The organism is Vibrio rumoiensis (assembly GCF_002218045.2).
Taxonomy (GTDB): Bacteria; Pseudomonadota; Gammaproteobacteria; order Enterobacterales; family Vibrionaceae; genus Vibrio; species Vibrio rumoiensis.
The window spans coordinates 2,514,679-2,539,630 of record NZ_AP018685.1 but is presented as its reverse complement, the minus strand read 5'-3'; the positions used below and the strand labels follow the sequence as shown (position 1 = coordinate 2,539,630).

The window sequence follows — 24,952 nt, the reverse complement described above, 5'->3', positions numbered from 1 at the left end:
GAATCTTCTCGGCTCTCGGCTCTCGGCTCTCGGCTCTCGGCTCTCGGCTCTCGGCTCTCGGCTCTCGGCTTACTTATTAATTTCAACCAAATATTCAGCCACACCTTCCGCTACGGTTTTAAATTCCACATCACAACCGGCAGCGCGCAGTTTATCTAAGTTAGCTTGAGTATATTCTTGATAAGCGCCTTTTAAATGCTCTGGGAAAGGAATGGATTCAATGGTGCCTTTGCCATGATGTTTAACCACTGCTTCAGCAACCGCGCGGAAAGGTTCTGCTTTGCCGGTACCACAGTTAAAGATGCCCGATACACCATGTTGCATAAACCATAAGTTTACTTTGCACACATCACCGACGTATATGAAATCACGTTTGAAGTCATCGCTGCCTTCAAACAATTTGGCATTTTCACCAGCAAGTAGTTGGTTGTTTAAGTGAAAGGCAACAGAAGCCATGCCACCTTTATGTTGTTCACGGGGGCCGTAAACATTGAAATAACGGAAGCCGGTAATTTGAGACAGTTTCTCACCGTGCGCCTCGGCATCTGCCCATAAACGACGCACGTAGTTATCAAATTGCTGCTTTGAATAACCGTAAACATTCAGTGCGCCTTCATATTCACGCTCTTCAATAAAGTCTTTGTCTTGTGCACCGTAAGTAGCGGCTGATGAGGCATAAAGGAAAGGAATTTGACGCTCAACACAATAGTGAAGTAATTCTTTTGAATACTCATAGTTGTTAAGCATCATGTATTTACCGTCCCATTCGGTGGTTGCTGAACAAGCACCTTCATGGAAAACCGCGTCAATTGGGCCGAAGTCATCACCAGCCATGATTTGCGTTAGGAAGTCATCACGGTCCATATAATCGGTGATGTCTAGGTCGACTAAGTTAACGAATTTCTTACCTTTTTTTAGGTTGTCGATGACGAGAATGTCGTTATGACCAGCTTCATTTAATGCTTTAACAATATTGCTGCCAATCATGCCAGCGCCGCCAGTAACGATAATCATATTTACTTCCTAAAGAATTTAAAGACAGACAGGGGAAAGTATATCAGAAGATAAGTTGAGAGAGGAAATAAAAGCGAACTTCAAGAGCTGGGAGCCGATGACGCTGCGCTAGGGAATCGAAAAAAATGGAAGAGCTTCCTAGTGGCGAGGACGCTTCGCTCGAGAGCCGAAAAGCGACAGCATAAAGCGAATCGTTGAGTGCTTGTCAGCTAAGGTAATAATCAGTTTAGTCTTGCCTCAGTTTTTTTATTAAAGAGCCTAGCATTCTCGCTATGGCTTCACATTCTTGTATTAGATGAGATGCTTCAGATATGTAACCTATCTTAGAGCCAATAATAATTTGAGTTTTTAGCTCACCAATAGAACCTTTAGCGATGGATAGAAAGTTAATGGTTTCTTTCCTGTGTATACGTTCGTAACCTTCTGCAATGTTACTGGCGACAGAAACTGCGGATCTGCATATTTGATCTTTAAATCCAAAATCACGATTGTTTTTCATTAACAAATAAATAGAACATGAGAGATTAACGCTCTTTTTCCATACATCTAAATTTTCATATCTCATTAGTAAATTAAACCTATATTCCTAGTTTTTCTCTTGTAAAATCCTCTCGGCTCTCGGCTCTCGGCTCTCGGCTCTCGGCTCTCGGCTCTCGGCTCTCGGCTCTCGAGCGTAGCGTCCCCGAATCCCGTAACCTTTTCTAACCAATAATGTCTCCTATAAATCTTGTTTTAAGAATATCTTTGAATTTATCTCGCGCTGCGGGCTCCCCATGAATTAAATGGACTTGTTTAATCGGTGAGCCAGTGCCTTCAATAAATGCCAACAAATCCTCTTTATCTGCATGTGCTGAATAGCCAGACATCGAATGAACCTGCGCATTTACCTTTATCTTTTGATTAGAAATGAACACATAAGGTTCGCCTTCTTGTAGCTCATGACCAAGCGTTCCATAAGCTTGAAAACCTGCCAAAATGATATCGGTTTCTTTTTTCGGAAGGAGGTACTGTAGATAATTCATAATACGCCCACCATTGCACATCCCACTGGCGGCGATAACAATCGCAGGCTCATTGGTTGAGGCTAACCGGTTAACTAAACGTTCATGTTCTTTATGGTTATCAATAGTGATGAGCTGTTCAAAAGACAGAGGGTGACGTTGTGAACTTGGACGTTTGTTTGAGCCAATACATTCGCCATCCCACAGCTGCTTAAAGTGTTCATATTGCTTGGTGACTTTTAATGCCAAAGGGGAATCTAAAATAATTGGCAGTTGTTGCCAAAAATCATCTGAAGTGGTTTGGGTCTCAATGCTGTGTTCTATCAATTGTTCAATATCAAAGAGAATTTCCTGAGTACGACCAACACTAAAGGCCGGGATTAAAATCACCCCACCATCTAATAAAGACTGTTTTACTATCTTCTCTAGCCGAAGTGAGCGAGCACTAACATCTTCATGTTGTTTGTTGCCATAAGTGGTTTCAATAACCAAGTAATCAGCACGTTGTGGTGACACTGGATCCGGGAGTAGTGGTGTGTTCCTCGGCCCTAAATCACCAGAAAACACAATAATTTCGTCGTTAGGCAAGGTTATTTCAACATAGGCAGAACCAAGAATATGTCCTGCAGGCTGGAATGAAAAAGATAGCGAGTGTGCTTTGCTTCGAGAACCGAGATCCGGGCTTTTTTTTGCGGTCTTTTCGCTTTTATCTTTTCGGTTCTCGAGCGAAGCGTCCTCAGTTCCCAGCTCTATCTCCTCACTTTTCCCGTATTCCACAGGCTGTATCAATGCTGTTATCTTGTCTAAAATTGCCTTACGTTGCTTGCTGTTTAACCCTAATTGGAGTTTTAACCCATCATCTAACATTAATGGAATCAATGCGGCAGTGGCTTTGGTGCAATAAATCGGTTTATTAAATCCAGCAGCGAGTAACCAAGGCAAGCGACCGATATGGTCAATATGTGAGTGGGTAATCACCAAGGCTTCGATATGGCTAACATCAAATTCAATATTGAGAGCAGAAATAGGATCGGAAGCGGCATCCTTACCTTGAAATAAACCACAATCGATTAAGATGCCATAATCATTAATACGCAATTCGTGGCAAGAACCGGTAACGGTACTTTTTCCTCCATGATGGAGAAGAAAATAGTCATATTCATCATGTAACTGATATTTTCCTCGAGTCATAAGTACACCTTATTAATAAAGTTTAACCTGCTGATTTAAATGAATTCTAAGAGATTTGTGCTAGAAAATCTGGATAGGGAGTTTTGTTTTCGATCAAGTTATCCTTTGTTATTGGAAATTGTTACTAAAATGTCATAAGTAAGAATGGTATCTTGATGGGGATTTGTCCTACGTACGCTCGCGCAGAGCCCTAGTTAGTGGTAGAATCCGCTCAAATTTTTTATTTCCATTTTTAAATACGTCTTGAGGATGCGTCTAACCTTAGGGCGGTAGCGTGTCCAGGGAAAATTCATGAACATGCCCGTATTTACAGGCTTCGTAGTGTAGCAGGTTCTCAAATTTTGAACTTTATGAGTTAGCGCTATCACACAACAATCAATTATCCGATGATCGATTTGTAGATCATTTTCAGTGTTTTCTAATACCTCCATAGACAAATTGGAGGTCCAACGATGAGTAACCAGCACCCATTTATGCATTTCGATGTTATTCCAGATTACCGACAACAAGGTAAAGTCGAGCACAAGTTAACTGATATCATTCTGTTAACAATTTGTGCTGTGCTTTCTGGTCAAGATGACTGGAAAGCGATTAGCCTTTACGGTGAGGCTCGTTTGGATTTTTTGAAGCGATTTGGTGATTTTAGTCATGGTGTTCCTTCAACATCGACAATAGCTAGAGCGATGGGAATGATTAACGCCACTCGACTGCAAAAGTGCTTCATTGAATGGATGAAAGATTGCTGTGAGCTAACTAAAGGTGAAGTCATTGCAATTGATGGTAAGACTGTCAGGGGCTCTTATGATGACTCTCGCGGCCTTGGCGCAATTCACATGGTGAATGCTTTTGCGACTGAAAATGGCGTGAGTCTCGGGCAGCATAAAGTTTACGAAAAAAGTAATGAAATTACTGCCATCCCAGAGTTGCTCGAACTGCTTGATATATCAGGCTGTTTGGTCACTATTGATGCCATGGGGTGCCAAAAGAAAATTGCTCAAAAAGTGCTAAACAAAAACGCAGATTATTTGTTGGCGGTAAAGGGCAATCAAGGTCGTTTGGAGCAAGCATTCGATAATTATTTCGATATGAGCATGCTACAAAAACACGATGGCGATTCTTATAGTACACAAGAAAAATCACGTGGTAGACAAGAAACTAGGTTGGCATTAACCAACACAGATTTAAGCGTTTTAGGTGATTTAGAGTTTGATTGGCCCGAGCTAAAAACGATGGGTATCGTTGTTTCTGTGAGACAAGAAGAAGCCGTGGCGAAAGAGTCAGAAATAACGGTGAGATACTACATTAGCTCGAAGAATTTAAATGCGAAAGAATTGTTAAATGCAACGCGTTCACATTGGTTAGTTGAGTCGATGCACTGGTCCCTCGATACGACATTTGGTGAAGATGCTTGCCGAAAAAGAGCGGAAGAAAGTGCAGAGAACTTTGCAAGGATCAGGCAGATGTGTTTAAACATGCTGAAGAGTGAAACGACTTTGAAAGCGAGCATTAAACACAAAAGAGTGATGTGTGCGATGGATTCAGAGTACCTTTTGAAGGTTCTGGCAAGCCTTTATTGACGGGGATGTTCATGATTTTTCCGTGGTAGCGTGTCAAATTTTCAGGAGTTCTATGTGAGCCAGCCACAATCGCCAGAGCAACATGCACAGCAACAACCTCAAATGCCACCACAATATAGGGGGTGGAGCCTATTGGGATGAAAAACCTGAACTTAAGCAAAACCTAGACTTCACAAGCGCTCCCATCATTTCGACTGTCTCAAACCGAAACAAAGTTGTCTCACCTCTTTCAAAAACCTGAGAGACCATGTGGCAAAAATGCCACCTAGGTAAAGCGAGAAAACGCGTAAATTTCTCCAGATCATTCCGCAAAAATGTCCTGCACTTCGAAAAACTTTTAGCTCAAATTAAGAATAGCCATCGAGTGATCTTGCGAGTATCTTGATGCTTAAAATTTGCTCAGCCTTTATTGATTACAAACTAATCGAAACTTATTTTCAAAAAAGACTGGGTTTTTGTGTGTGCTTAAGTAAACTGTAGCGGCATAATACCAGTGCCATTCATTCATAAGACTTATGCTTTTTGAGTGTGGTTGTGGCGGGTTCATGATGCTCAACGCCATGAGTTTGATTTGGTTCAACGGATTCGACCGAATATATGGTAGATTTTCTTAAAGTTGTCACGTCCAACGCGTAGCATCAACAATATGCATTCAATGAGACAGGGAGTCTTCATTACAGACCTCTGTGCGGTAGCCTGCCTGCTATCAGGGAAATCGCATGAACACTCCCACTTTAAAAGGGCTAAGCGAACTTTAGAAACCTACGAATCTAGTCCGTTTATAACTTGTTTCATCATTAACATCACATCCATATTATTTAAAAAAGGATCAGATTGTAGATCATTTCGTTTGTTGTCTAATGGTTCCATACTCGATTTGGAGCAATACAATGACAAAAGTTATCAATCCATTTATGCACTTTTCAGCAATTAAAGATTATCGTCAAGCCGCAAAAGTTAATCATAAATTGCCCGATATTATTCTACTGACAATTTGTGGTGTTTTGTCTGGTCAAGATACCTGGGAAGGCCAGGGAAACCGCATGAAGGTTGTTGATATATAAGGGCTGCAGCTATACCACGAATTAGTTGCTTATGCCTCATTACTCTCAGTTTTTGAATGTAACCACATGAAATAAAAGATCGTCTTGTAGATCATTTTCGTTGTTTTGTAATAGCTCCTAGACAATATAGGAGCCTAAATATGAGCGAGTTAATCAACCCATTTATGCACTTCCAAATCATTAAAGATTACCGACAAGAAGGCAAAGTAGAACACAAATTATCAGACATTATCTTGTTGACAATTTGTGGCGTTTTGTCAGGTCATGATGGTTGGGATGGCATTATTGATTTTGGCAATGCTCGTTTAGATTTTCTCAAACGATATGGTGACTTTGAATCTGGTATTCCTTCTGCGGATACTCTATCTCGTGTGATGGGGATGATTAATCCAGTTGCGCTGCAAAGAAGCTTTATAGCCTGGATGAAAGACTGTCATGTATTGACGGATGGTGAAGTCATCGCTATCGACGGTAAAACATTACGTGGCTCTTATAACCGTTCAAAAGGCAAGGGAACGATCCATATGGTGAACGCTTTTGCCACTGCGAATGGAATGAGTATTGGGCAACAGAAGGTTGATAGTAAGAGTAACGAAATTACCGCGATCCCTAAACTACTTGACTTGCTAGACGTGAAGGGGTGCTTGATTACTATTGATGCTATGGGGTGCCAAAAGAAAATCGCGCAGAAAATTCTAGATAAAGAAGCGGATTATTTGTTGGCAGTTAAAGGTAATCAGGGAATGCTAGAACAAGCTTTTGATGATTATTTTCGCATGGACATGCTTCAAAATTTTGATGGTAGCTCTTACAGTACACAAGAAAAAAGTCACGGAAGAATCGAAACGAGAGTAGCTTTAGTAAACCTCGACTTGTCAGTCCTAGGTGATATTGAGCATGAGTGGCCTGAACTCAAATCCATGGGTATCGTCGCTTCGATTCGGCAAGAATCAGCGGTAGCAACAGAGCAAGATGTAAGTGTTCGCTACTACATATGTTCTAAAGAATTAGAAGCTCAAAAGCTGCTTGAAGCGACACGCTCCCATTGGGGTGTAGAGGTAATGCATTGGTCACTTGATACCGCATTTTGTGAGGACAATTCTCGTATAAGAGTGGACGATCGAGCAGAGGCCTTTGCAAGGATCAGGCAGATGTGTTTGAACTTATTAAAGAGTGAAACCACATTTAAAGGTGGCATTAAACGTAAACGGATGAACTGCGCAATGGATGAAAATTACCTAAGTAAGGTTCTCGTAAGCCTTACGTGACGGTGATGTTCATGCGATTTCCGTGGATACAGTAGTTGATAAATCTATTTCTGCAAGTATATTTATTAGCTATGGTGTTAAATAGCCATGTACACCATAGAATATAGATGAGTTAACGTATGGTAAAAAAATGAAAACTATATCAAGTGCTTTAAAAACAAAGGTTATAAGACCTTTAATACTGCTTTTTTGTAGCTCAATTGGCACAGGGTTAATATCTATATTTTCATTATATATAATGGTTAAGTCATTGGGAGTCGAAACCTATGGGGCTCTAATGTTAGCGTTTTCATATATAATGGTAATTGGTTCAGTAGTTAATTTACAATCAATCGATGCGATTATAAAATTCATACCTTATGAAAAAAGTACAATCCTAAAAACAAAGCTTATTAATAAACTATTTTTAGTTGATATGATCACTGCGGTGTTAGGTTTTATAGTTTGCTACGCTTCTATTAGTTTTATATCTGAAATTCTAAGTTGGGATGGCCTAGTATCCGAGTTGTTATATATAATTTCATTCTATATTCTCTTTAACATTTCAGGAACGTTTGAAGGAGTATATAGATATTATGGATATTTCAAATGGATTTCTTTTAGGAATTTTATTGTAGCAGCTATTACATGTCTATTATACTATATTTCAAGCAATGAAAACTTAGAAGTAGAATATTATGCATTTGTCATTTCTATTTCTTCGCTGCTAGTGTTGACTTTAGATTTTATTTATTTCTGTATAAAAAAGAACGACATGGGTTACAGAGGTTTTAGATTTGAAAAGGTTGATGTTAAAATTATGAAATATACAATAACTTCTAATATTAATAGTAATCTTGATTTACCAATAAAAAAGCTTTCCCCAATATTAATTGCTAATTTGATGTCACTTCAGGATGTCGGTATTTATAAGATACTAGAAAAGTTAGGGGCAATTGTATTGAAATTAATTTCTGTATTTGTCCAGTTCTTTGGGGCTGAAATAAGCCGACTTATTGCAAGTGGAAATATCAAAAAAGTACTTAAATTAGGTAAGAGATTTACTACACTGTACATATTTTTTTCCTTTAGTATTATTTTTATTTCTTACTTTGGTTTTGATTTTATTGTTACTATAACTTCCCCAGAGTTAATTTTGTTTAAAAACGAAATTTTCACATATCTTATTTATATAGTAATCATTAGTTCGATGTTTTATCAGCATACAGTCGCGATATATTCAGGACATGAGGTAAAGGTTCTTAAACTTATACTTTCAGTCAATTTATTATATCTGGTTTGCCTACAATATTTTACAGATACTTGGGGGTTGATCGGTTTAATTATATTGCAAATAATACAAGCGATAGTTATATTCTTTATAAAAAATAAATTTATTTCGGACGGACTGAGAGGAACTGTAAAATGATTCCTAAAAAAATTCATTATGTTTGGGTTGGAAATAATGAGAAAAGTGATTTTGTAAATGCGTGTATTCGTAACTGGAAAATTATTCTACCGGATTATGAGTTTTTTGAATGGAATGAATCAAATTTGGATTTAGAAGAAATATTTTTAGAATCTGAATTCATTAAAGAATGTTACGAAAGGAAATTATGGGCTTTTGTTTCAGATTATATTCGTCTAAAGGTTCTATATCAACATGGGGGTATCTATTTAGATACTGATATCACTTTAGAAAGAGAATTATCCAATTTAATTAATGTACCTTTCTTCATTGGAAAAGAAGATAAGGAGCATATTAGTGCTGGAATTATTGGTTCAACAAAAGATAACATAATATTGCGGGAATTGATTGAATTTTATAGAAATGAGATTTTTCAGGTTGAATTTTATACAATACCTAGGGTTATTAGTCACGTGTTTAAACGCAATGGAAACTTCCAAGGTATAGCCACAATATATCCAGAAGAATATTTTTATCCTTACCATTACACTGAATGCTTCCATGAATCTAAACTTACCGAAAATTCTTATGCGATACATTGGTGGGGGAAGAGTTGGGGGGGCGATGATCATTCTTTTTTAAAAACTAAACATTTGAATGGTCATAAAAAATGGTTAGTTACAATAAAATGCAAAATCCGAAAATATTTAAACTACCTTGGAGTTAGAAAATGATGGAATATAATAAGTTAGTTTATTTAATCAGTACAAAGGATGAAGGAATTGATCTAGTATTGAAATCTATACCAAAAGAAAATTCAAATAAGATATTTGTGATATGCCATCAGGTTTCAAATACTTCCTTTATAAAAAGTGAAATTGATAGAAGCGATATTATTTATATCGAAAGTAGAGTGTTAGGTTTGTCAAAAAGTAGAAATATACTTTTAGAATATTTCTTTAACAACTATAAAAAATCAATTTTTGTTCTGACAGATGACGACGTAATATATCAAGACGTAGATGTTAGTGATATTTATGATGAATTTGTAACGAAAAAGGCGGACATACTAATCAGTCGAGTATGGTCTTTTGAACAATGGTTTAAAGATTATGAAAGTAGACCTTTAGTGCATGACTTAAAGTCTGTACGAAGCGTTTCATCAATTGAAATTATTGGTAATGGGGCTAGTTTTACAAATAGTGACAAGACGATACTTTTTAACGAGAGATTTGGCTTGGGCGCTAAATATAAACTTGGTGAAGAGCCAATATTTCTTACAAAAATAATAGAGAATGGTTATAGAATATTAAGTACTGATCTTTCCTTATTTGTTCACCCTAAAGAGTCTTCAGGAACTATAATTGTTAAGGAATTTTATTATGCAAAATCCGGTTATTACGTTTACTTTTATGGGAAAGTAATCGGTTCCTTGTTATTGTGTAGACTTATTTTAAAGCATCATTTTAGCGGTAAAAGTAAGTGCTCACTATTGGATGCATTAAAGTGTGCATATAAAGGCGTTTTGGATTATTAATACTATGGGTATATATGGCTATATAGCTTTTTTCTTTCTTATATCTTTTTTGTCCTCTAATTACTATAATTTAAAAAACTATAGTCTTAAATATATTTCTGCATTGCTGGTTTTTTTATTATTTATCTTGATTTTTGGACTAAGGGGGATGGAAACAGGTAATGACACAAAGTCATACATAGATATGTTTTATGATATATCACAGGGTAATCCTGACAGTTTTGTTTTTCAGAGTAAAGAATATCTATATATAAAAAGTACTGAGTTTGTTATATTTTTAGGTGGTGATTTCAGAGCATATCTTATTTTTTCTGCAATTCTAATGTTTACTCCTATATTATATGTTTTAAAAGAAACAAATAGTATTAATGCCATTACCTTAGCTGCTTTTCTTGCTTTAGGCCCATTCTTTTTTTTCCATTCAGGAATAAGACAAGCTATTGCGATTTCTTTTTATTCTCTATCTATTCTCTTTCTAATTAGAGGGCTAATATTTAGGTTCATTTTATTTTTGGTAGTTGCTGCAAACTTTCATATTAGTGTTCTACTTGCTCTTCCTTTTATAATTGCAATCAAGTGGAAGTATAATAAATGGATTTATTATGGACTTCTTTTTATTTCTTTTCTTATCTCCTTTAGGCCGCAAACACTTGTAAGTATCGTTTATATTGGATTATCAGTCATCCCAGAAAAATATCAGATATTTTTGATTAGTGGACTATCATATAATAATACATCACTAGGGATTAAAAGTGTTTTTTTATTTATGCTCGGAATAATATTAGTGTTTTGCCTTTCTAGAGAGTTTAATCGGTTTAAGATATATATATTGAATCTTTCTTTTTTATATATTGTACTATACAACTTGTTTGGTAATATTCTTATATTGTCAAGGATTCCTATTTATTACGTTGTATTTTTTGTTGCCTCTCTGTCTTTTGTTTTTGATTTTTTTGACTCAAAGTCAAAACTTTCGGTCAGATTTTTAGTCTTTGTTTGTTTGTTTGTTTTTTATATCAGGGTTTTATTTACTGACCCGTATAGTGTGATGGTGGGATAATGAAAGTAACTATTGTAATTATAACTTATGAAAGACCAGATCTATTGAATTTGGCCTTGGACTCTGTACTACGACAGACTCATTCAGATCTCGAAATTATTGTTGTTGATGATAACTCTCCGAGTTATTTCGATAATGAAAAGATTATTAAAGATAAAAATGATTCAAGATTGATTTATTACAGAAATTCAGAGAACAAAGGCGCTTGTTATTCTAGGAATTATGGATTATCACTTGCGACTGGAAAGTATGTCGCATTTTTAGATGATGATGATTTATGGACTGACAACAAGATTCAACAACAGATTCAGACGTTAGATTTAACAAATGCAGTTCTTTGCTATACAGCAAAACGAATGTTTAAGAATGCTAACTTTTCATCTGGTCGAGTATCTTTTCGACAAATAGATGAAGAACAACCATTACTTTCTCTTTTTAATAATAATGTCATCGGTACAACCTCTTGTATTATGGTTAATAGAGATGCTGCTTCTTCGTGTGGAGGCTTCGATATCAATCTTCCTGCTATACAAGATTATGACTTTTACTTAAGAATAGCAAATGAAGGAAAGATAGTTTCAATCCAAGAACCTTTAACACTCTATAGGGTCGATACAGCGATCAAAATATCAAAAAATAGTTCAAAAGCTATAATTGCATCTCGAATGATCATAGATAAATATCCCAACAACTCAAAAGTTAGACGTTATCTTATTAAGGCAAATATGAAAAAGGCGTTAAAGTATAAAGATTTTAAATTAATGATAAAGTCACTAGGTATTTTGTTCTACTGAAATGGGCTTATTTAGTTCATGGTACTTCGATATAGTTTTTTTAAAATAGGTTATTATGAAAAGGAATGAAAAGATAGGTAATGTGCTATCATTAGATCCGATGTACTCACCACTGCATAATAAGATAGCAGATAGGTATAAAGGAAGAAAAATAGCGATTCTTAGTTCTTTCGGACTAAAACACTATTTGCCAGATTTTGAATGTTTGTATATTGAAACTATTTTTAAAAGAACCAACTTGAATGTTACAAGTGTTGACATTGAACTTGTTCAACAGATAAATAATCATTTCACGTCATTTCTAAAGAAGGTCGAGAAAAGGAAGCCTTCCAGTTCCGAGTTGGCGTATATGACTAAATTCTATGTTTACCTTAGAAGCTTTCTTATAGATAATGAGATAAGGCTCGTGTTGTTACATAATGACTTGAGATGGCAGCATTCCATTGCTGTTATGTTATGTAAAGAAATGAATATTGATTATTTGGTTACAGAGCAAGGTTTATTTAGGCCTATTACTACTATTGTAGATCGGCATGGTGTAAATGCTAATTCTCGGGTTAAAGATGAATATTTATCATTTGTGGGTAAAGGTGAGGATATTAAAAGTTATTATTCAAATGAAATTGTAAATAGTTCACATGATTCGTTATATTCGTATATTAATTTCTTTAGATATTTAGTGTTTTCGAAGTTAGGTACATTCTTAGGAAGAGAGGCTCGTGTTGTTCATAAAAGACATACTTTTTCTGAATACATAAAAAGATTTTATGTTCATAAATGCACTTCTCTTTTTTCAAATAAAATAGATTTATTTTCGGAAAAAACAAACTCTTCTAGTAAAAAGTTGATTTTTGTCCCTCTGCAGTTAGAGCTTGATACTCAGTTCTTAGTCCACAGTGATTTTTCTAAAATTCAAGAGGTGATTGACTTAATTCAGCAATCATTTACGGAGTTGGGCCTGGGAGATAATTATGAATTGGTTTTCAAATTACATCCCAACGATTTGAATAAGTATTCTTTCGAAAGTTACTCAAAGATAACTAAAGCAAACATCGATAACAATTTTTTGGAAAATGTTTCGCTGGTTATTTCAGTTAACTCTAGTGCATTACTGCAAGTATTATCTACTAATACTCCCATCATTACCTTAGGGAGATCTATATATAATTTTGAAAATGTATCTATTGAATCAAATAAAGAGAACTTAGTTTCAAATATAAGAGTTCAATTATCAGAGAATATTGATATGGATAAACGTCGCCACTATATTGAATACTTGAGGTTTGTTTATTCAATACAGGGAGCGGGTAACTCGTTTTCAGAAAAACAAATAGACAGAATTATTGATATGTTGGATAGAGGTTAGTTTATGTTTTTAATTGCGGGCCCATGTGTTATTGAATCTGAAGGTTTAGTCCTCGATACTTTCGCACAGTTACAAGAAATAACGAGTAAATTTGGTATTGAATATATCGCCAAGTCTTCTTTCACCAAAGCCAATCGTTCGTCAGCTTCTGCTTTTACCGGTCCCGGACTTGAGGAGGGATTGAAGATTCTTCAAAAAGCAAAAGACCAGTTAGGTGTGAAAATTATTACAGATGTCCATGATGACACTCCCTTAGATGAAGTTGCTTCAGTTGTTGATGTTTTGCAAACTCCAGCTTTTCTTGTTCGTCAAACTGGATTTATTCAACGAGTTGCTTCAATGGGTAAGCCAGTAAATATTAAAAAAGGTCAATGGATGCATCCATCAGACATGGCTCCAGTGGTAGAGAAATGTCGTGCAGTCGGTAACGATGATATATGGCTATGTGATCGTGGGACTAGCTTTGGTTTTGGTCAACTCGTTAACTATATGCCTGGCTTAACGATCATGAAAGAAACAGGATGTAAGGTTATAATGGATGCAACGCACAGTGTCCAAATGCCAGGTACTCTGAATGGTTCAACTGGTGGGAATCGCTATCATGTTCCGGCTATTGCAAGAGCTGCAGTGGCTGTTGGTATTGATGGCTTGTTTATGGAAACTCACCCAGATCCAGATAAAGCATTATGTGATGGTCCAAATATGTTGCCACTGAAACATATGGAAGAACTACTAGAGACTTTGCTTGAGATTGATGAAGTCGTTCATCGTCGCGCTTTTATTGAATCTAAATTGGTCTAATTATGTTGGATAAGCAGGTCTGTAATAGTATCAAAATGGTTTTGCTTGATGTTGATGGGGTAATGACTGATGGCTCAATTTATATTAGTCAAGACGGTGAGTTCTTCAAATCATTTAATGTTAAAGATGGTTTGGCTATCGAATTATTGCGTAGCCATAGCATTCTTGTTGGTGTTATTTCAGGTAAAGCGAGTTCAGCTTTAGATACTCGATGCCAACAACTGGGTTTTGATGAAATAATTACTGGTTGTAAAAACAAACTTCCCGCTTTAATGAATATCTGCTCTAAATATGAAATCACATCAGATCAAATTGTTTTCATAGGTGATGATGTGCTGGATATACCGATCTTTGAGAAGGTAGGTTTAGCTGTGGCGCCAATTGACGCCCATAGTTTAGCTATCGATAGTGCAGATTGGGTTTCGTCTCTTGAAGGTGGCAAGGGGATGGTAAGAGAGTTTGTTGACCTATTGTTGATGACACAACTTGATAAACCACTAAAAGAGGTATATCAACCTTTACTTGACAAAATCCGTTTAGATGACGTAGCAACAATGGAGCAATAAATAATGAGTGTGAAAGTTGTAATTCCAGCACGATACGGCTCATCTAGACTACCTGGTAAACCTTTATTAACTTTGCTTGATAAACCTGTTATTTGGCATGTAATAGAGCGTTGTAAAGAAGCGGGCATCGAGCAAGCTGATATTTTTGTAGCCACTGACGATCAAAGAATCAGTGATGTGCTAAAAGATGAGGGCATCCAAGTGGTTTTAACGTCCTCGTTGCATCAATCCGGTACGGATCGTATTAATGAGGTTGCTCAGTTGAAAGAGTGGAGCGGTGACACGGTTGTCGTTAATGTGCAAGGAGATGAGCCAATGATCCCATCAGGGCTTATTCAACAGCTAGTCTCATTTACGTTGTCAAATCCCTCTTACCATCTTACAACTGCAGTAGTCCCTTTATGTTCCCAAGATGATTTTGTAAACCCTAATGTAGTAAAAGCTGTTCTTGGTCATAATGGTCGAGCGCTTTATTTTACTCGTTCCGCGTCGCCAATGAATCGTGATAATCCTTCTGATTTGTCATATGCAAAAAGACATATCGGGATTTATGCCTACCGGGTTTCTGCTTTGAAAGAATTTTGTTCATACGCAGAAGATGAACTTGAGAGTTATGAAAAATTGGAACAGTTACGTGCTCTAAGCCATGGAATGAATATTGGGGCAATGACATTTGATGGTGTCGTCCCTCATGGTATAGATACTTGTGACGATTACGAAACTATCAAAAAATTAATGGAAGAGAAGACGTTTTAAATGGCTAGTTCAATTGATATTGCAAGAGAGGTAATTCAAACCGAAATAGAAGGATTGGATTACATGGCAAAAAGGTTAGGTTCTGAATTTGAAGTGGCTATCAATGCCATTATTAACACAAAAGGTCGAACAATCATTTGTGGGATGGGAAAATCCGGAATTATAGGAAAAAAAATAGCAGCATCTTTTGCGAGTACTGGTACACCAAGTTTCTTTATGCATCCCGGTGAGGCATTTCATGGTGATCTTGGAATGGTGAAGCCTGAAGATGTGTTCATTGCTATATCGAACTCAGGTGAAACTGATGAAGTGTTAAAGCTATTACCTTTCTTACGTGATAATGATAACTTCGTTATTGCGATCACTGGTAAAGAAAACTCTACACTTGCTTCAAACTCACACTGTCATCTAGATATTGCTGTACCTAAAGAAGCTTGCCCTCTGCAGTTAGCACCAACATCTTCAACTACAGCAACTCTTGTCATGGGTGATGCATTAACAGTCGCTTTAATGGATGTTCGCGGTTTTAAACCTGAGAACTTTGCACGTTTTCATCCTGGGGGGAGTTTAGGCCGTCGATTACTGTCGAAAGTACGAGATGAAATGTTTTCTGACAATCTTCCCAGTGTTCCTTCGGATGCTGACTTTACTTCTATTATTCATAAAATATCATCAAGTCATTTGGGACTAACGCTAGTTAACTTAAATAGTGAAGCCTTAGCTATTATCACTGATGGCGACTTGAGAAGAGCTATGGAGTCAAAAGGCCGAGATGCCTTCGATTTAGTAGCAAAAGATATCGCTTCAATTAATCCAGCTTCAATATCCCCTGAACTTAATATACAAGAAGCTTATGAAGTGATGGAAAATAAGGGAATCACATCTTTGTTAGTAAAAGAAAATAACGAAGTTGTTGGTATTTTGAAAAAATAGTTTGAGTGTAAAATGAAAATTGCTATAGCTGGTACAGGCTACGTTGGTCTTTCTAATGCGATGTTGCTTGCTCAGCATCATGCGGTCGTTGCGGTTGATATCGTGGCTGAAAAAGTTGAGATGCTTAATAACAAGCTGTCTCCAATTGTTGATACTGAAATCGTAAGTGTTCACCAAGCCCCTATTGACAGAAAAAGTGTGACACTCAGCACTTGATCCACTTTTTACTATTGAGTGATCATTCCAGTGCTTCATCCTGTTTGTTATGAGCAGAAAGAAAGCCCCTAAATTTCAAGAGGAACCACCCGTAGCCTCTGACCTTAATGAAGCAAACGCACTGATTGAAGAGTTGTGGGAACAGTTGCGCCACCTTACCGATAAACAAGCAACTAACTCCAAAAATTCAAGATACAAGTGGTCAATGAAAATTGGCCACGGTTTTAGAGTTTACCCAATATAATCGTTCTGATTCATTGGGACTTAAACCAGCATTATGCTGGTGAGGCCTGACTTGGCTGTAATAGCCAATGATATATCTAGTTATCTCTATTTTCGCTTCATAAAATTACGGTAACCCGTGCTTGGAACCCATTCAGTTTTCAAACTTCTGAAAAACGCTCCATCGGAGAGTTGTCCCAACAATTTCCACGTCGACTCATGCTTTGTTTTATCTTGTATCGCCATAACCGTTGTCTAAACTTTCGACTCGTATAATGGCTTCCTTGATCGCTGTGGAACATAACGTCTTTAGGTCTACCTCGTAATTCGTAGGCCATTGTTAACGCTTTCATTGTTAATTCGCTATCTGGCGAATTGGATAAAGCCCAGCCTATAGGCTTGCGAGAATATAAATCGATAACGACAGCTAGATATGCCCAACGACCTCCTGTCCAAATATAGGTAACATCTCCGCACCAAACTTTGTTTGGTGCGGTCACATCAAATTGGCGGTTTAATGAATTAGGGATATTAATATGCTCTTTTGTCGCTTTTTATATGAATGCTGCGGCAATTGGCAGCTTACTAATCCTAATTTTTCATCAAGTTAGTGGCACGATAACGAGTTAGCGTAATATCACTGTCGTCATTCGTAATGATACAACTTATCGTTCTAGCACCAGCAGAACCACCGCTTTGTTCATGTGCATCCCTTACTTTTCTTCTAGTAAAAGTCGCTCAGTTGAAGGCAATTTGTCACGCCTTTGCCAATATTTAAAGCTACTGCGATGGATACCAAACGCTGTACACAAGATGCTCACTGAATACTTGTTTTGTTGCTCTTATTGAGTTTTTCGATTAATTCGAATTGTTCAGTGAGTCTGACATCAATAGAGCGGTAGCCTTTTTAGAATTTCTTTTCTAATTCAATCCGCTCTATCTTTTTCAAGTTCGCGTATTTTAAGCTGCTCTGGTGTCATCGGTGTTGCTTTGGGCGCTTTACCTTGCCGTTCATCTTTTAACTGCTTAACCCATTTACCAATGGTTGAATAACCAACGTTCATAGCTTGTGCTGCTTCCCCATGTGTATAGCCATGATCAGTACAAGTTGGGCAGTTTCTAATCTAAATTCTGAACTGAAATTCTTACGGGATTTATTTGTCATTTTTCACCTAATGATATTGCGAGGTGATGATATCACCTCTAATTAGGTGGCCAAAATCACTGTACCACTACAGTTTCGCCCGGATCTACGTGGCAAGCCGTTGGTGGTGTTATCGAATAATGATGGCTGTATTGTGGCGGCTAATCGTCAAGCTAAAGAGCTGGGTATCCCTAAGTTTGCGCCATTTTTTAAAGTACAGGCTCAATGTGAAAAGCTGGGCGTGATCGCGCTGTCGTCTAACTATGAGTTGTATGCGGATTTATCGGCCAAAATGATGGCGGTGATAGGGCGTTTTGCCCCTCATCAACATATCTATTCTATTGATGAATCGTTCCTGTCATTTAAGCATTGTTCCAAAGCTTTACCTTGTTTAAAGGAACATGGTGGTCTTATTCGTCGTGCGGTGTGGAAGGAATGTCGTTTACCGGTGTGTGTTGGAATGGGAAAAACATTAACACTGGCTAAAATAGCGAACCATGCCGCAAAGAAAATCCAAGGCTATCATGGGGTCTGTGTGCTTGATACGGAGAAAGAACGCGTCGATGTGTTGAAGTTACTGCCGGCCTCCGAGGTATGGGGAATAGGCCGAAAGCTCACAGCTAAGCTTTCTATTATGGGCATTAAAACGGCGTATGATTTAGCGTGTTTAGATCCAAAAGCAGCACAGCGTCAGTTTAGTGTGGAAGTGGAACGAACGGTGCGAGAGTTGAATGGCCAACCTTGTAAAACGTGGGATGAAGCCAAAGCCGATAAGAAGCAGATCTTCTCAACCCGCAGTGTGGGGAAGCGAATTATTGATTTACCATCATTGCAACAAGCATTGAGTAAGCATGTTGCCATTGCTTCTTACAAAGCAAGGCAACAACAATCGCTTTGCCAAGTGCTGATGTGTTTTGCGGCGAGTTCGCCTTATGATGCCTATCCCGTTAATGATAAGTGCATACACCGTTTTGCCTATCCAACTTCTGATACTACGGTACTCACAAAAACGGTGATGGCAATGGTGGAACAAATGTTTAAGCCTGATGTTCGCTATTACAAAATAGGGGTTGGCTTGATTGATTTAGTAGAAGGTCAGCATACTCAAATGGATTGGTTAAACCCAGAACCGGACGACCCAAGACTGATGAAAGTATTAGATGGCCTAAACCAACGTTATGGCAGTGATAGTGTGTTTTTAGCGGCGCAAGGTATCGAGCAAAAATGGGCAATGAGGCGTGACAGGTTAACACCTCAATATACGACGAGATGGGGGGATTTACCGGTGGTTAGGTGTTAAGGGGAATGGTTTTTGCCCCAAAATTTGTTAGCAACGACGATTCGCTCAGTCTCGTTATGAAAGTTTGCCATAGATTTTATCATCCATGTGGTGCCTCAAGGTATAGGCTTTGTCAGATTGACTAATGAGTTAGTATGAGATAAGTTATTGACTTGAGGCTAGATGGAAGCCTGCTCACTCCAATAAGGCAAACTCTTTCGAGAACCATAATCCTAAATTGTATATTTTGTTCTTATTTGTTTCGGCGGGAAGAAGAAAATTAGGAGTGGATTTACTTAGCTTTTCGTCTAGGGATCTAAGAATATGAATATTACTCAATCTTTCATTTCAAATATCAAAAAACGAGCTAAAAAAATTCAAGTTGATTTAGATATTAAGCATACCCAAGCACTTGAATTAGCGGCAAAAGAAGCTTGTTTTCCAAATTACTATGCACTATTACAGCATTCTAAAAAAGCTAACAACCACAAAGCTAACATAGTGAATGCAAATAAAGGTATGGATGGCGTTAATAAAGAATTCGCGATGGCTCAAGGCAATAGAGGTATGCAGCTTAATCCGAATCAGTACAGCTCTCTATTGGTTATATTTGACGATGATCTAATGGTCAATGAGTTAGAGTATGAAGGCACGACTCCCAAACTTATTAGACGTAACTTTAAGACCGAGTATCTCGATAAAGGTTTTGCAACTGATATAGGTGCAAGGATACTAAGTTTCGCTGAAGTTAAGCACCGTAACTTGGATATAGGTTACGGTTCAAGATTACACGAGTGGGGATACATCTGTGTTGAGTTCTTGCGAAACAAAAACAACCCTTGGACCATTGAAGACGCTAATAAAATTGCAAAAGAACGCATAGGATCTAAATTTGGCTCTTGCTACCGTAAATTCTTTTTCATCGATGGAAAATATGTAAATAACCGCATCGATGATGAAATAAATTTAGCGTTAGACCTCGGAGATGATATACAGTATTGCCCTGCAATTGATGGTTATCATGACAACTATAGCTAAATGCTAACTAACTTAATTAATCCAGTTTAGAGTCAGCTGCTTCCTAGCTGGCTCACCTTTGCCCCAAAATTCGTTAGCCAGTAACCTTGCAACGACTACAATGATTTTCTTTTTCCATATATTTCCTCATGCTACATGTTGCTAATCCCGCATAGCTTTAAATTAGAATAATTGGGTTTTGAGTTAGAAAGCTAAATACGCATGAATCTGAAATATGGCTCTGGTTTTTGGTTAGTTTTAGGTACTGAGTAAATTCACAGTTCTTCACCATGAGTTGGCTTTAGTAAACTATACGGATTATTTCCGTCTATTAAATTGTTATGTTTACAAGGAGGTTTCATGCAAAGAATTCCAGAACCTGTAGTATTTTCTTCAGGTAATCATTATCAAAAAGCTGCGTCTGTACTATCTAATACAGAAGGTTGTCTCTGGGTCGCTGCGATCAATGCAGCACTATCTATAGAGATTTATTTGAAGTCATTTTTGGTTATCGATCATCAAGTTAACGGGTATAAGATGTACAAAAAAGTGAGGCGGGGCCATAATCTTGCTGAGTTGTATTCATTAATTGATCAAGTAGACAAAGATGCATTGAAAGAAAGACTGCCGCACGTAGATTTAGAGTCAAAATTAGAACTATACAAAGATATTTTTACCAACGCACGTTATATGTTTGAACCCGTCGACGTACCTACAATCGGCTCAGGTATTGTTTCGCTTTCAAAAGAGTTACAAGTTGCAATTGGCTCGATAATTGAAGAAAGATATCCAGTCAAACAACCACCTCATTTGCAACAGGCGGTAGATCGAGCGCTAGGAAAAATATAAACATAACAAACAATTCAACAGTGATTCGCAACGCTTGGTGCTCTCACTTCGGGTTGAGTTAAGTGTTTACGGCGCAGTGTTTAAATTCAGTGCCTGCACTGCTCACACGTTAATTGGGCGGTTATGCCTCAGGAGTTAATTTTGCAGAGTGAAATTATCGGAAGCTTAGAAAAGTTAGCTAAGGAGTTCCAAGAAGATGAGCTAGCTTACTTAGCATTGACGACTAAAATTGAACTACCTTTTAGGGATCGCTGGGCTTTTCTCCTATATAACAGCTTTACAGATCATACTTTAACTGTTTCAAGGGAATGGAAGCGCACTGATTTAGCCATTCTACAAAATAACTCGCCAAAATCGCTTATCGAACTTAAAGCTATGTATACCTTTGACGCAGCACTAGATCCCGATGAAATAGGAGGGTTTACTGATGCAATGGCAAGAGATGAAATAAAAGCTAAAAAATTAGCTACTCCTAGAACTGATATATATACAGTGCTGTTAGCAACACACCCTGAGCAGGTGCCTCCTAATTACAGAGGAATCGTCAAATATGATTCAGGTATAAACCGAGCTATAAAAAAGTTTAGCACTGCTGATCGAGTGAAATCAGTAGCAATTGAGGCCGTAAATAAAAAATTTAAGGGTAGAAATGTGATCTCATCTGGTGAACTGAATGGCGGTAGTGCTTTTGGTGTAAAAACATCTGTTTTATACTGGTTAGTAAAGGCATAACAAGCGCTTTAAACGGACAAAAACAGTTGGTTAGGCTCCGCTTCGCTCCACATTATAACCAACAATTTTTGTCCGCTTAAGCGGGCGTTATTTTTCCCATACACCAACTAATCCGTAATTTACTAAATTAGTAAAATCGGTAACTCAAAAATGTCCATCTTCGAGCTAGCTTATTTTGGCTAGCTCAATTCTGCCCCAAAGCCATTTAGTGAATAAACCTATAAACACCTGTACATCATGGTTAGCAATATTTTTACATTACGGCGTAAGTAAACTGATTACTATCATCGTTGCCTATTAAAAGCGACGTAGGATGATTTTATTAAAAAAATGGTTGACTCAATAGGTAGTCCGTTATCACATCGTATTGCGATGGGTTTTGTTCGCCATGCTAAAAGCTGTTCCAGCGTGCGAATAACTCTTAAAGCTGGTAAAGAAAAACCGGCTTCAATCGCTAAACCTTCACGGCGATAGTCATCTATAACATTAAATAAGCGATAATTTCGCCCATCTGATAGTTGATCGTGCATAAAATCTATCGACCAAACTTGATCAGAGCGAAGTGGCTCTTTTAATGGCTCGGGTTTATTACGCTTTAATCTCCGACGAGGCTTAATTCGGAGGTTTAAGGCTAACTCACAATAAATACGATAAACGCGTTTATGATTCCAACTGTAACCTTTTACATTGCGTAAGTAATCAAAGCACAACCCAAAGCCCCAATTGAGCGGAAGATTACAGGGCTTGATTTTCCGATACATATTGGTGCTTATTGTATCGATTTTCCGATACATATTAGTGCTCATTGTATTAATTTCTCGATACATTGTTTGGGTTGAAACAAGTAGCGAGAAAATATTTTAGGCACTACACTATTTATAACAGAGTCGATTTATTAAATAGTAACATGCTCTAATTGACCCAAATAGTTGATTCTGCTAAATATCCATTCAGCTACTTTCTCTACGTGCTCTGGCAGCATGAAACTATTACGGTAAATATCGAGAATTGCCTCTTGCTTAGCACACAAATCTTTGATCATTTTAGTCGCTAGTTTAGGGTTGAGACCAATATTTTGTGCGAAGGTTAAAAAGTCATAGCCGGTGTAGGTACTATGTGATTGATAGCCACTGGTATTGCAATTATCGCCTTCTTCACTAGCGAGAAGAGGTAATGCTAATGGGCTCTCGTTTGCGATGTAGCCTGGATAAGGCGCTATAGACACGTAATCATAGATTGGCGCAAGTCGAGTGTTCTCCTGTTCCGGTAGCAGTAAACCAATATTTCTAAGGTGTAGGTCATTATTACCGAGAAAGTAGGCGACGAGTATTCGGTTAAATAGTTCTTTTTTAAAGTTTAAGCTGCCGTCTACTTTATTTATTAAGAACTTACAGGCTTGCTCGTAGCTCACATATCCCTCGGCATCGCCTTCTGTCTTCCCGTACTTCTCCCGTACACCCATTGCGGCATCCAGCTGTTCCTGATGGATCGCCTCTTCACCTGCGTTTAAGCGGTCATAGCGCCTAATCATAAAGGCGAGTTCACCTTCGCCGTCTTGATCGTTGAACCTAACTAATCCAAATGGAGGTGTATCGAAACCGAGGAATTTCATGACTAACATTGTTGCGTGTTCGTTTTCGGCAAGATGAGGAAATTCTTCTGGTGAAGGCTTGAGAATAAATAGAGCCTTATCCACCGCCACCCCTAGCTGATGATCGTCATTAATCGCAAGAGAAAGCTTCGGTTGATAACCGGAAATACTCATCCCTTTTTGTTTCTTTGGTAACTCCGTAACAAATTCAGCTCGCGAAAAAGGTAATTGGATCTGAAATCGATTTGAACCTAGTAGTTTTTTGATCTCCCCTTTTTTATACTCGACTTGCTCTCTATTTTGCTCATTGAGCTCATCAAGGCTAATAAGACTTCTATTGCTCGGATTCATGGTCTTCTAACCTCAACAGTTGGACAGCGCCAAGTAAATTTTTGCCATTGGATAAAAGCATACCTAGTGGATCGTTTTCATCAATTTTTTGTAGTTCTGAGTAGCGCTTCTTTAGCCATCCTTCGGGGGCAATACTGAGGAAAAAAGGATGGAGTTCTTTACTCTCAAATGGCCCATCGGCGACAGGCATACTCAGCGATAAGCTACGGCCTTTATAACTAGGCTCATATTCGAATATAAAACCTTGTTCATTTTGAGACAATACACCGCAAAACTTACCGTACAAAAGAACTTTTACTTTTCTATCCATATTTTCATTCCTAGTTCACTAGCAACGGCTAAAAAGTTATCTAGCGAAGTCTTACTTGGATCTTTAAGCATTCGTTTTATCGTTGATTTAGAAATATCCGTCTGCAATTCAAGGTCTTCTAATGAGATACTTTTCTTTCGTGATTGCATATCATCAATCAGAGTGTTCGTCTCGTAAATTGAGTAACTTGAAATAGGACGGTTGCTTGAGGTTTCTACGTTGCTAAGCATCTCTTCGAAAACTTCGTGAATGTCGGACTCAAGCTTACTGGTGAGATTGCGAAGTTGTAGCACTTTAGGATTCATAGCGTAACTCCTAGTGTTTCAGATATGGTCCATTTTATTTATTTTTTAAAATATAAGCTCAAAAATAGTCTTTGTAAATGGTTTTTGTTTCACTAGTGACTCTTATGTTTTTTTATTAACATTAATGGCTCATAGGTGAGCCTTTGGTGTTATTCAATTTGGATATTTTACCATCGAGACAAGTGCGTTAGCCTAGGCTACGTAATTAGAAAATGAATTGTGCGACATAAGACGCTATACCGCATGTTATCCATTTTAAAATTCTCTTAATAAAACGCACCATATTGATCAAGAAATCTCTGATGACATGTAGATCATCAAAACACCCCGTGCTGTCGTTATGTGATTGTTCGGTGCCATTTTTGCCACATTCATAGTCAGAAATTTTCGACCCAGAGCGTCTCATTGTTCTGATTTGAGCGACTTTTCTGTCTCAAGAGGATTGAGTGAATCGCTGGGAAGGCTTGGCGGGTAAGGGCTGGAAGAGGAGAGGGGGAGGTTGTCCCAATGGGGCACACTGTTCTTGATTCCTAATCTCTCCTTCGGAATGATACCGCTCGTACTTATCGAGAGTTAGCCTTAATCGAGGATAAATATCGCTCATTACTTCCCGATATCCCT

General features: G+C 37.7%; 23 protein-coding genes and 4 pseudogenes. 19 read left to right on the top strand and 8 right to left on the bottom strand.

Annotated elements, in window-relative coordinates:
* Positions 1 to 69: 69 nt before the first annotated feature.
* The 3 genes from rfaD to VRUMOI_RS11605 all read right to left on the bottom strand — a co-directional run bounded on the left by rfaD (position 70) and on the right by VRUMOI_RS11605 (position 3,206).
* Positions 70 to 1,014 (bottom strand): ADP-glyceromanno-heptose 6-epimerase, encoded by a 945-nt coding sequence (gene rfaD, locus VRUMOI_RS11615; protein WP_089138352.1) that lies wholly within the window; start codon positions 1,012 to 1,014, stop codon positions 70 to 72.
* Positions 1,015 to 1,240: 226 nt separating this feature from the next.
* Positions 1,241 to 1,579 (bottom strand): four helix bundle protein, encoded by a 339-nt coding sequence (locus VRUMOI_RS11610; RefSeq protein ID WP_089138353.1) that lies wholly within the window; start codon positions 1,577 to 1,579, stop codon positions 1,241 to 1,243.
* Between the two features lie 136 nt (positions 1,580 to 1,715).
* Entirely contained in the window at positions 1,716 to 3,206 is a 1,491-nt protein-coding gene (locus VRUMOI_RS11605) for an MBL fold metallo-hydrolase (RefSeq protein WP_089138354.1), read from the bottom strand.
* Positions 3,207 to 3,658: 452 nt separating this feature from the next.
* Between VRUMOI_RS11605 and VRUMOI_RS11600 the strand changes: the two genes are divergently transcribed.
* The 15 genes and pseudogenes from VRUMOI_RS11600 to VRUMOI_RS19730 form a co-directional block, all read left to right on the top strand.
* Positions 3,659 to 4,783 (top strand): ISAs1 family transposase, encoded by a 1,125-nt coding sequence (locus VRUMOI_RS11600; protein ID WP_107922908.1) that lies wholly within the window; start codon positions 3,659 to 3,661, stop codon positions 4,781 to 4,783.
* Between the two features lie 890 nt (positions 4,784 to 5,673).
* A pseudogene (locus tag VRUMOI_RS11595) lies at positions 5,674 to 5,814 on the top strand (transposase family protein); the annotation flags it as partial.
* A gap of 173 nt (positions 5,815 to 5,987) precedes the next feature.
* Positions 5,988 to 7,115, top strand: coding sequence for an ISAs1 family transposase (locus tag VRUMOI_RS11590; protein ID WP_089138356.1), 1,128 nt, complete (start codon positions 5,988 to 5,990; stop codon positions 7,113 to 7,115).
* 130 nt (positions 7,116 to 7,245) lie between these two features.
* A complete protein-coding gene (locus VRUMOI_RS11585) occupies positions 7,246 to 8,523 on the top strand; it encodes a lipopolysaccharide biosynthesis protein (RefSeq protein ID WP_089138357.1) in 1,278 nt (425 codons plus the stop codon).
* Positions 8,520 to 9,236: a glycosyltransferase gene (locus tag VRUMOI_RS11580; protein ID WP_089138358.1), complete on the top strand. Its 717-nt coding sequence runs from the start codon at positions 8,520 to 8,522 to the stop codon at positions 9,234 to 9,236. The genes VRUMOI_RS11585 and VRUMOI_RS11580 overlap by 4 nt, the downstream gene beginning before the upstream one ends.
* Positions 9,233 to 10,039, top strand: a complete 807-nt coding sequence (locus VRUMOI_RS11575; protein ID WP_089138359.1) for a hypothetical protein — start codon at positions 9,233 to 9,235, stop codon at positions 10,037 to 10,039. Before VRUMOI_RS11580 ends, VRUMOI_RS11575 begins: the two co-directional genes overlap by 4 nt.
* Before the next feature lie 4 nt (positions 10,040 to 10,043).
* Positions 10,044 to 11,099 (top strand): EpsG family protein, encoded by a 1,056-nt coding sequence (locus VRUMOI_RS11570; RefSeq protein ID WP_162598371.1) that lies wholly within the window; start codon positions 10,044 to 10,046, stop codon positions 11,097 to 11,099.
* A complete protein-coding gene (locus VRUMOI_RS11565; protein WP_089138361.1) occupies positions 11,099 to 11,893 on the top strand; it encodes a glycosyltransferase family 2 protein in 795 nt (264 codons plus the stop codon). The genes VRUMOI_RS11570 and VRUMOI_RS11565 overlap by 1 nt, the downstream gene beginning before the upstream one ends.
* Positions 11,894 to 11,948: 55 nt before the next feature.
* Positions 11,949 to 13,259, top strand: coding sequence for a capsular polysaccharide export protein, LipB/KpsS family (locus VRUMOI_RS11560; protein ID WP_089138362.1), 1,311 nt, complete (start codon positions 11,949 to 11,951; stop codon positions 13,257 to 13,259).
* A 3-nt stretch (positions 13,260 to 13,262) separates the two neighbouring features.
* The gene (gene kdsA, locus VRUMOI_RS11555) at positions 13,263 to 14,060 is read left to right on the top strand and encodes a 3-deoxy-8-phosphooctulonate synthase (RefSeq protein ID WP_089138363.1); all 798 of its coding nucleotides are present in this window, start codon (positions 13,263 to 13,265) and stop codon (positions 14,058 to 14,060) included.
* A gap of 2 nt (positions 14,061 to 14,062) precedes the next feature.
* Positions 14,063 to 14,626 carry a KdsC family phosphatase gene (locus tag VRUMOI_RS11550; RefSeq protein WP_089138364.1) on the top strand — a complete coding sequence of 188 codons (564 nt, stop codon included), beginning with the start codon at positions 14,063 to 14,065 and terminating at the stop codon, positions 14,624 to 14,626.
* 3 nt (positions 14,627 to 14,629) lie between these two features.
* Complete coding sequence (gene kdsB, locus VRUMOI_RS11545) at positions 14,630 to 15,382, top strand: 3-deoxy-manno-octulosonate cytidylyltransferase (protein WP_089138365.1); 753 nt, start codon at positions 14,630 to 14,632, stop codon at positions 15,380 to 15,382.
* The gene (locus tag VRUMOI_RS11540; protein WP_089138366.1) at positions 15,383 to 16,315 is read left to right on the top strand and encodes a KpsF/GutQ family sugar-phosphate isomerase; all 933 of its coding nucleotides are present in this window, start codon (positions 15,383 to 15,385) and stop codon (positions 16,313 to 16,315) included.
* A 12-nt stretch (positions 16,316 to 16,327) separates the two neighbouring features.
* Positions 16,328 to 16,531 carry a hypothetical protein gene (locus tag VRUMOI_RS11535; protein ID WP_269459972.1) on the top strand — a complete coding sequence of 68 codons (204 nt, stop codon included), beginning with the start codon at positions 16,328 to 16,330 and terminating at the stop codon, positions 16,529 to 16,531.
* Between the two features lie 49 nt (positions 16,532 to 16,580).
* A pseudogene (locus tag VRUMOI_RS19730) lies at positions 16,581 to 16,721 on the top strand (DUF6444 domain-containing protein); the annotation flags it as partial.
* Positions 16,722 to 16,733: 12 nt separating this feature from the next.
* Here VRUMOI_RS19730 and VRUMOI_RS19245 read toward each other — a convergent pair.
* Positions 16,734 to 17,918 (bottom strand): annotated as a pseudogene (locus tag VRUMOI_RS19245) (IS3 family transposase).
* A gap of 46 nt (positions 17,919 to 17,964) precedes the next feature.
* On the opposite strand from VRUMOI_RS19245, the gene VRUMOI_RS11520 reads away from it, so the two are divergent.
* The 4 genes from VRUMOI_RS11520 (at position 17,965) to VRUMOI_RS11505 (ending at position 21,774) form a co-directional block, all read left to right on the top strand.
* The gene (locus VRUMOI_RS11520) at positions 17,965 to 19,197 is read left to right on the top strand and encodes a Y-family DNA polymerase (protein ID WP_110410661.1); all 1,233 of its coding nucleotides are present in this window, start codon (positions 17,965 to 17,967) and stop codon (positions 19,195 to 19,197) included.
* A 303-nt stretch (positions 19,198 to 19,500) separates the two neighbouring features.
* Entirely contained in the window at positions 19,501 to 20,214 is a 714-nt protein-coding gene (locus VRUMOI_RS11515; protein ID WP_089138385.1) for a hypothetical protein, read from the top strand.
* 339 nt (positions 20,215 to 20,553) lie between these two features.
* On the top strand, positions 20,554 to 21,042 hold the full coding sequence (locus VRUMOI_RS11510) for a hypothetical protein (protein ID WP_089138386.1): 489 nt from the start codon (positions 20,554 to 20,556) through the stop codon (positions 21,040 to 21,042).
* Positions 21,043 to 21,183: 141 nt separating this feature from the next.
* Positions 21,184 to 21,774 (top strand): hypothetical protein, encoded by a 591-nt coding sequence (locus VRUMOI_RS11505; protein ID WP_089138387.1) that lies wholly within the window; start codon positions 21,184 to 21,186, stop codon positions 21,772 to 21,774.
* Between the two features lie 350 nt (positions 21,775 to 22,124).
* On the opposite strand, the pseudogene VRUMOI_RS11500 reads toward VRUMOI_RS11505, so the two are convergent.
* The 4 genes and pseudogenes from VRUMOI_RS11500 to VRUMOI_RS11485 form a co-directional block, all read right to left on the bottom strand.
* Positions 22,125 to 22,499: pseudogene (locus VRUMOI_RS11500) on the bottom strand (DDE-type integrase/transposase/recombinase); the annotation flags it as partial.
* A gap of 170 nt (positions 22,500 to 22,669) precedes the next feature.
* Complete coding sequence (locus VRUMOI_RS11495; RefSeq protein ID WP_089138388.1) at positions 22,670 to 23,716, bottom strand: type II toxin-antitoxin system HipA family toxin; 1,047 nt, start codon at positions 23,714 to 23,716, stop codon at positions 22,670 to 22,672.
* Positions 23,700 to 24,026: a HipA N-terminal domain-containing protein gene (locus tag VRUMOI_RS11490; RefSeq protein ID WP_089138389.1), complete on the bottom strand. Its 327-nt coding sequence runs from the start codon at positions 24,024 to 24,026 to the stop codon at positions 23,700 to 23,702. Before VRUMOI_RS11490 ends, VRUMOI_RS11495 begins: the two co-directional genes overlap by 17 nt.
* Positions 24,011 to 24,331: a helix-turn-helix domain-containing protein gene (locus VRUMOI_RS11485; protein ID WP_089138390.1), complete on the bottom strand. Its 321-nt coding sequence runs from the start codon at positions 24,329 to 24,331 to the stop codon at positions 24,011 to 24,013. Before VRUMOI_RS11485 ends, VRUMOI_RS11490 begins: the two co-directional genes overlap by 16 nt.
* Positions 24,332 to 24,952: the final 621 nt, after the last annotated feature.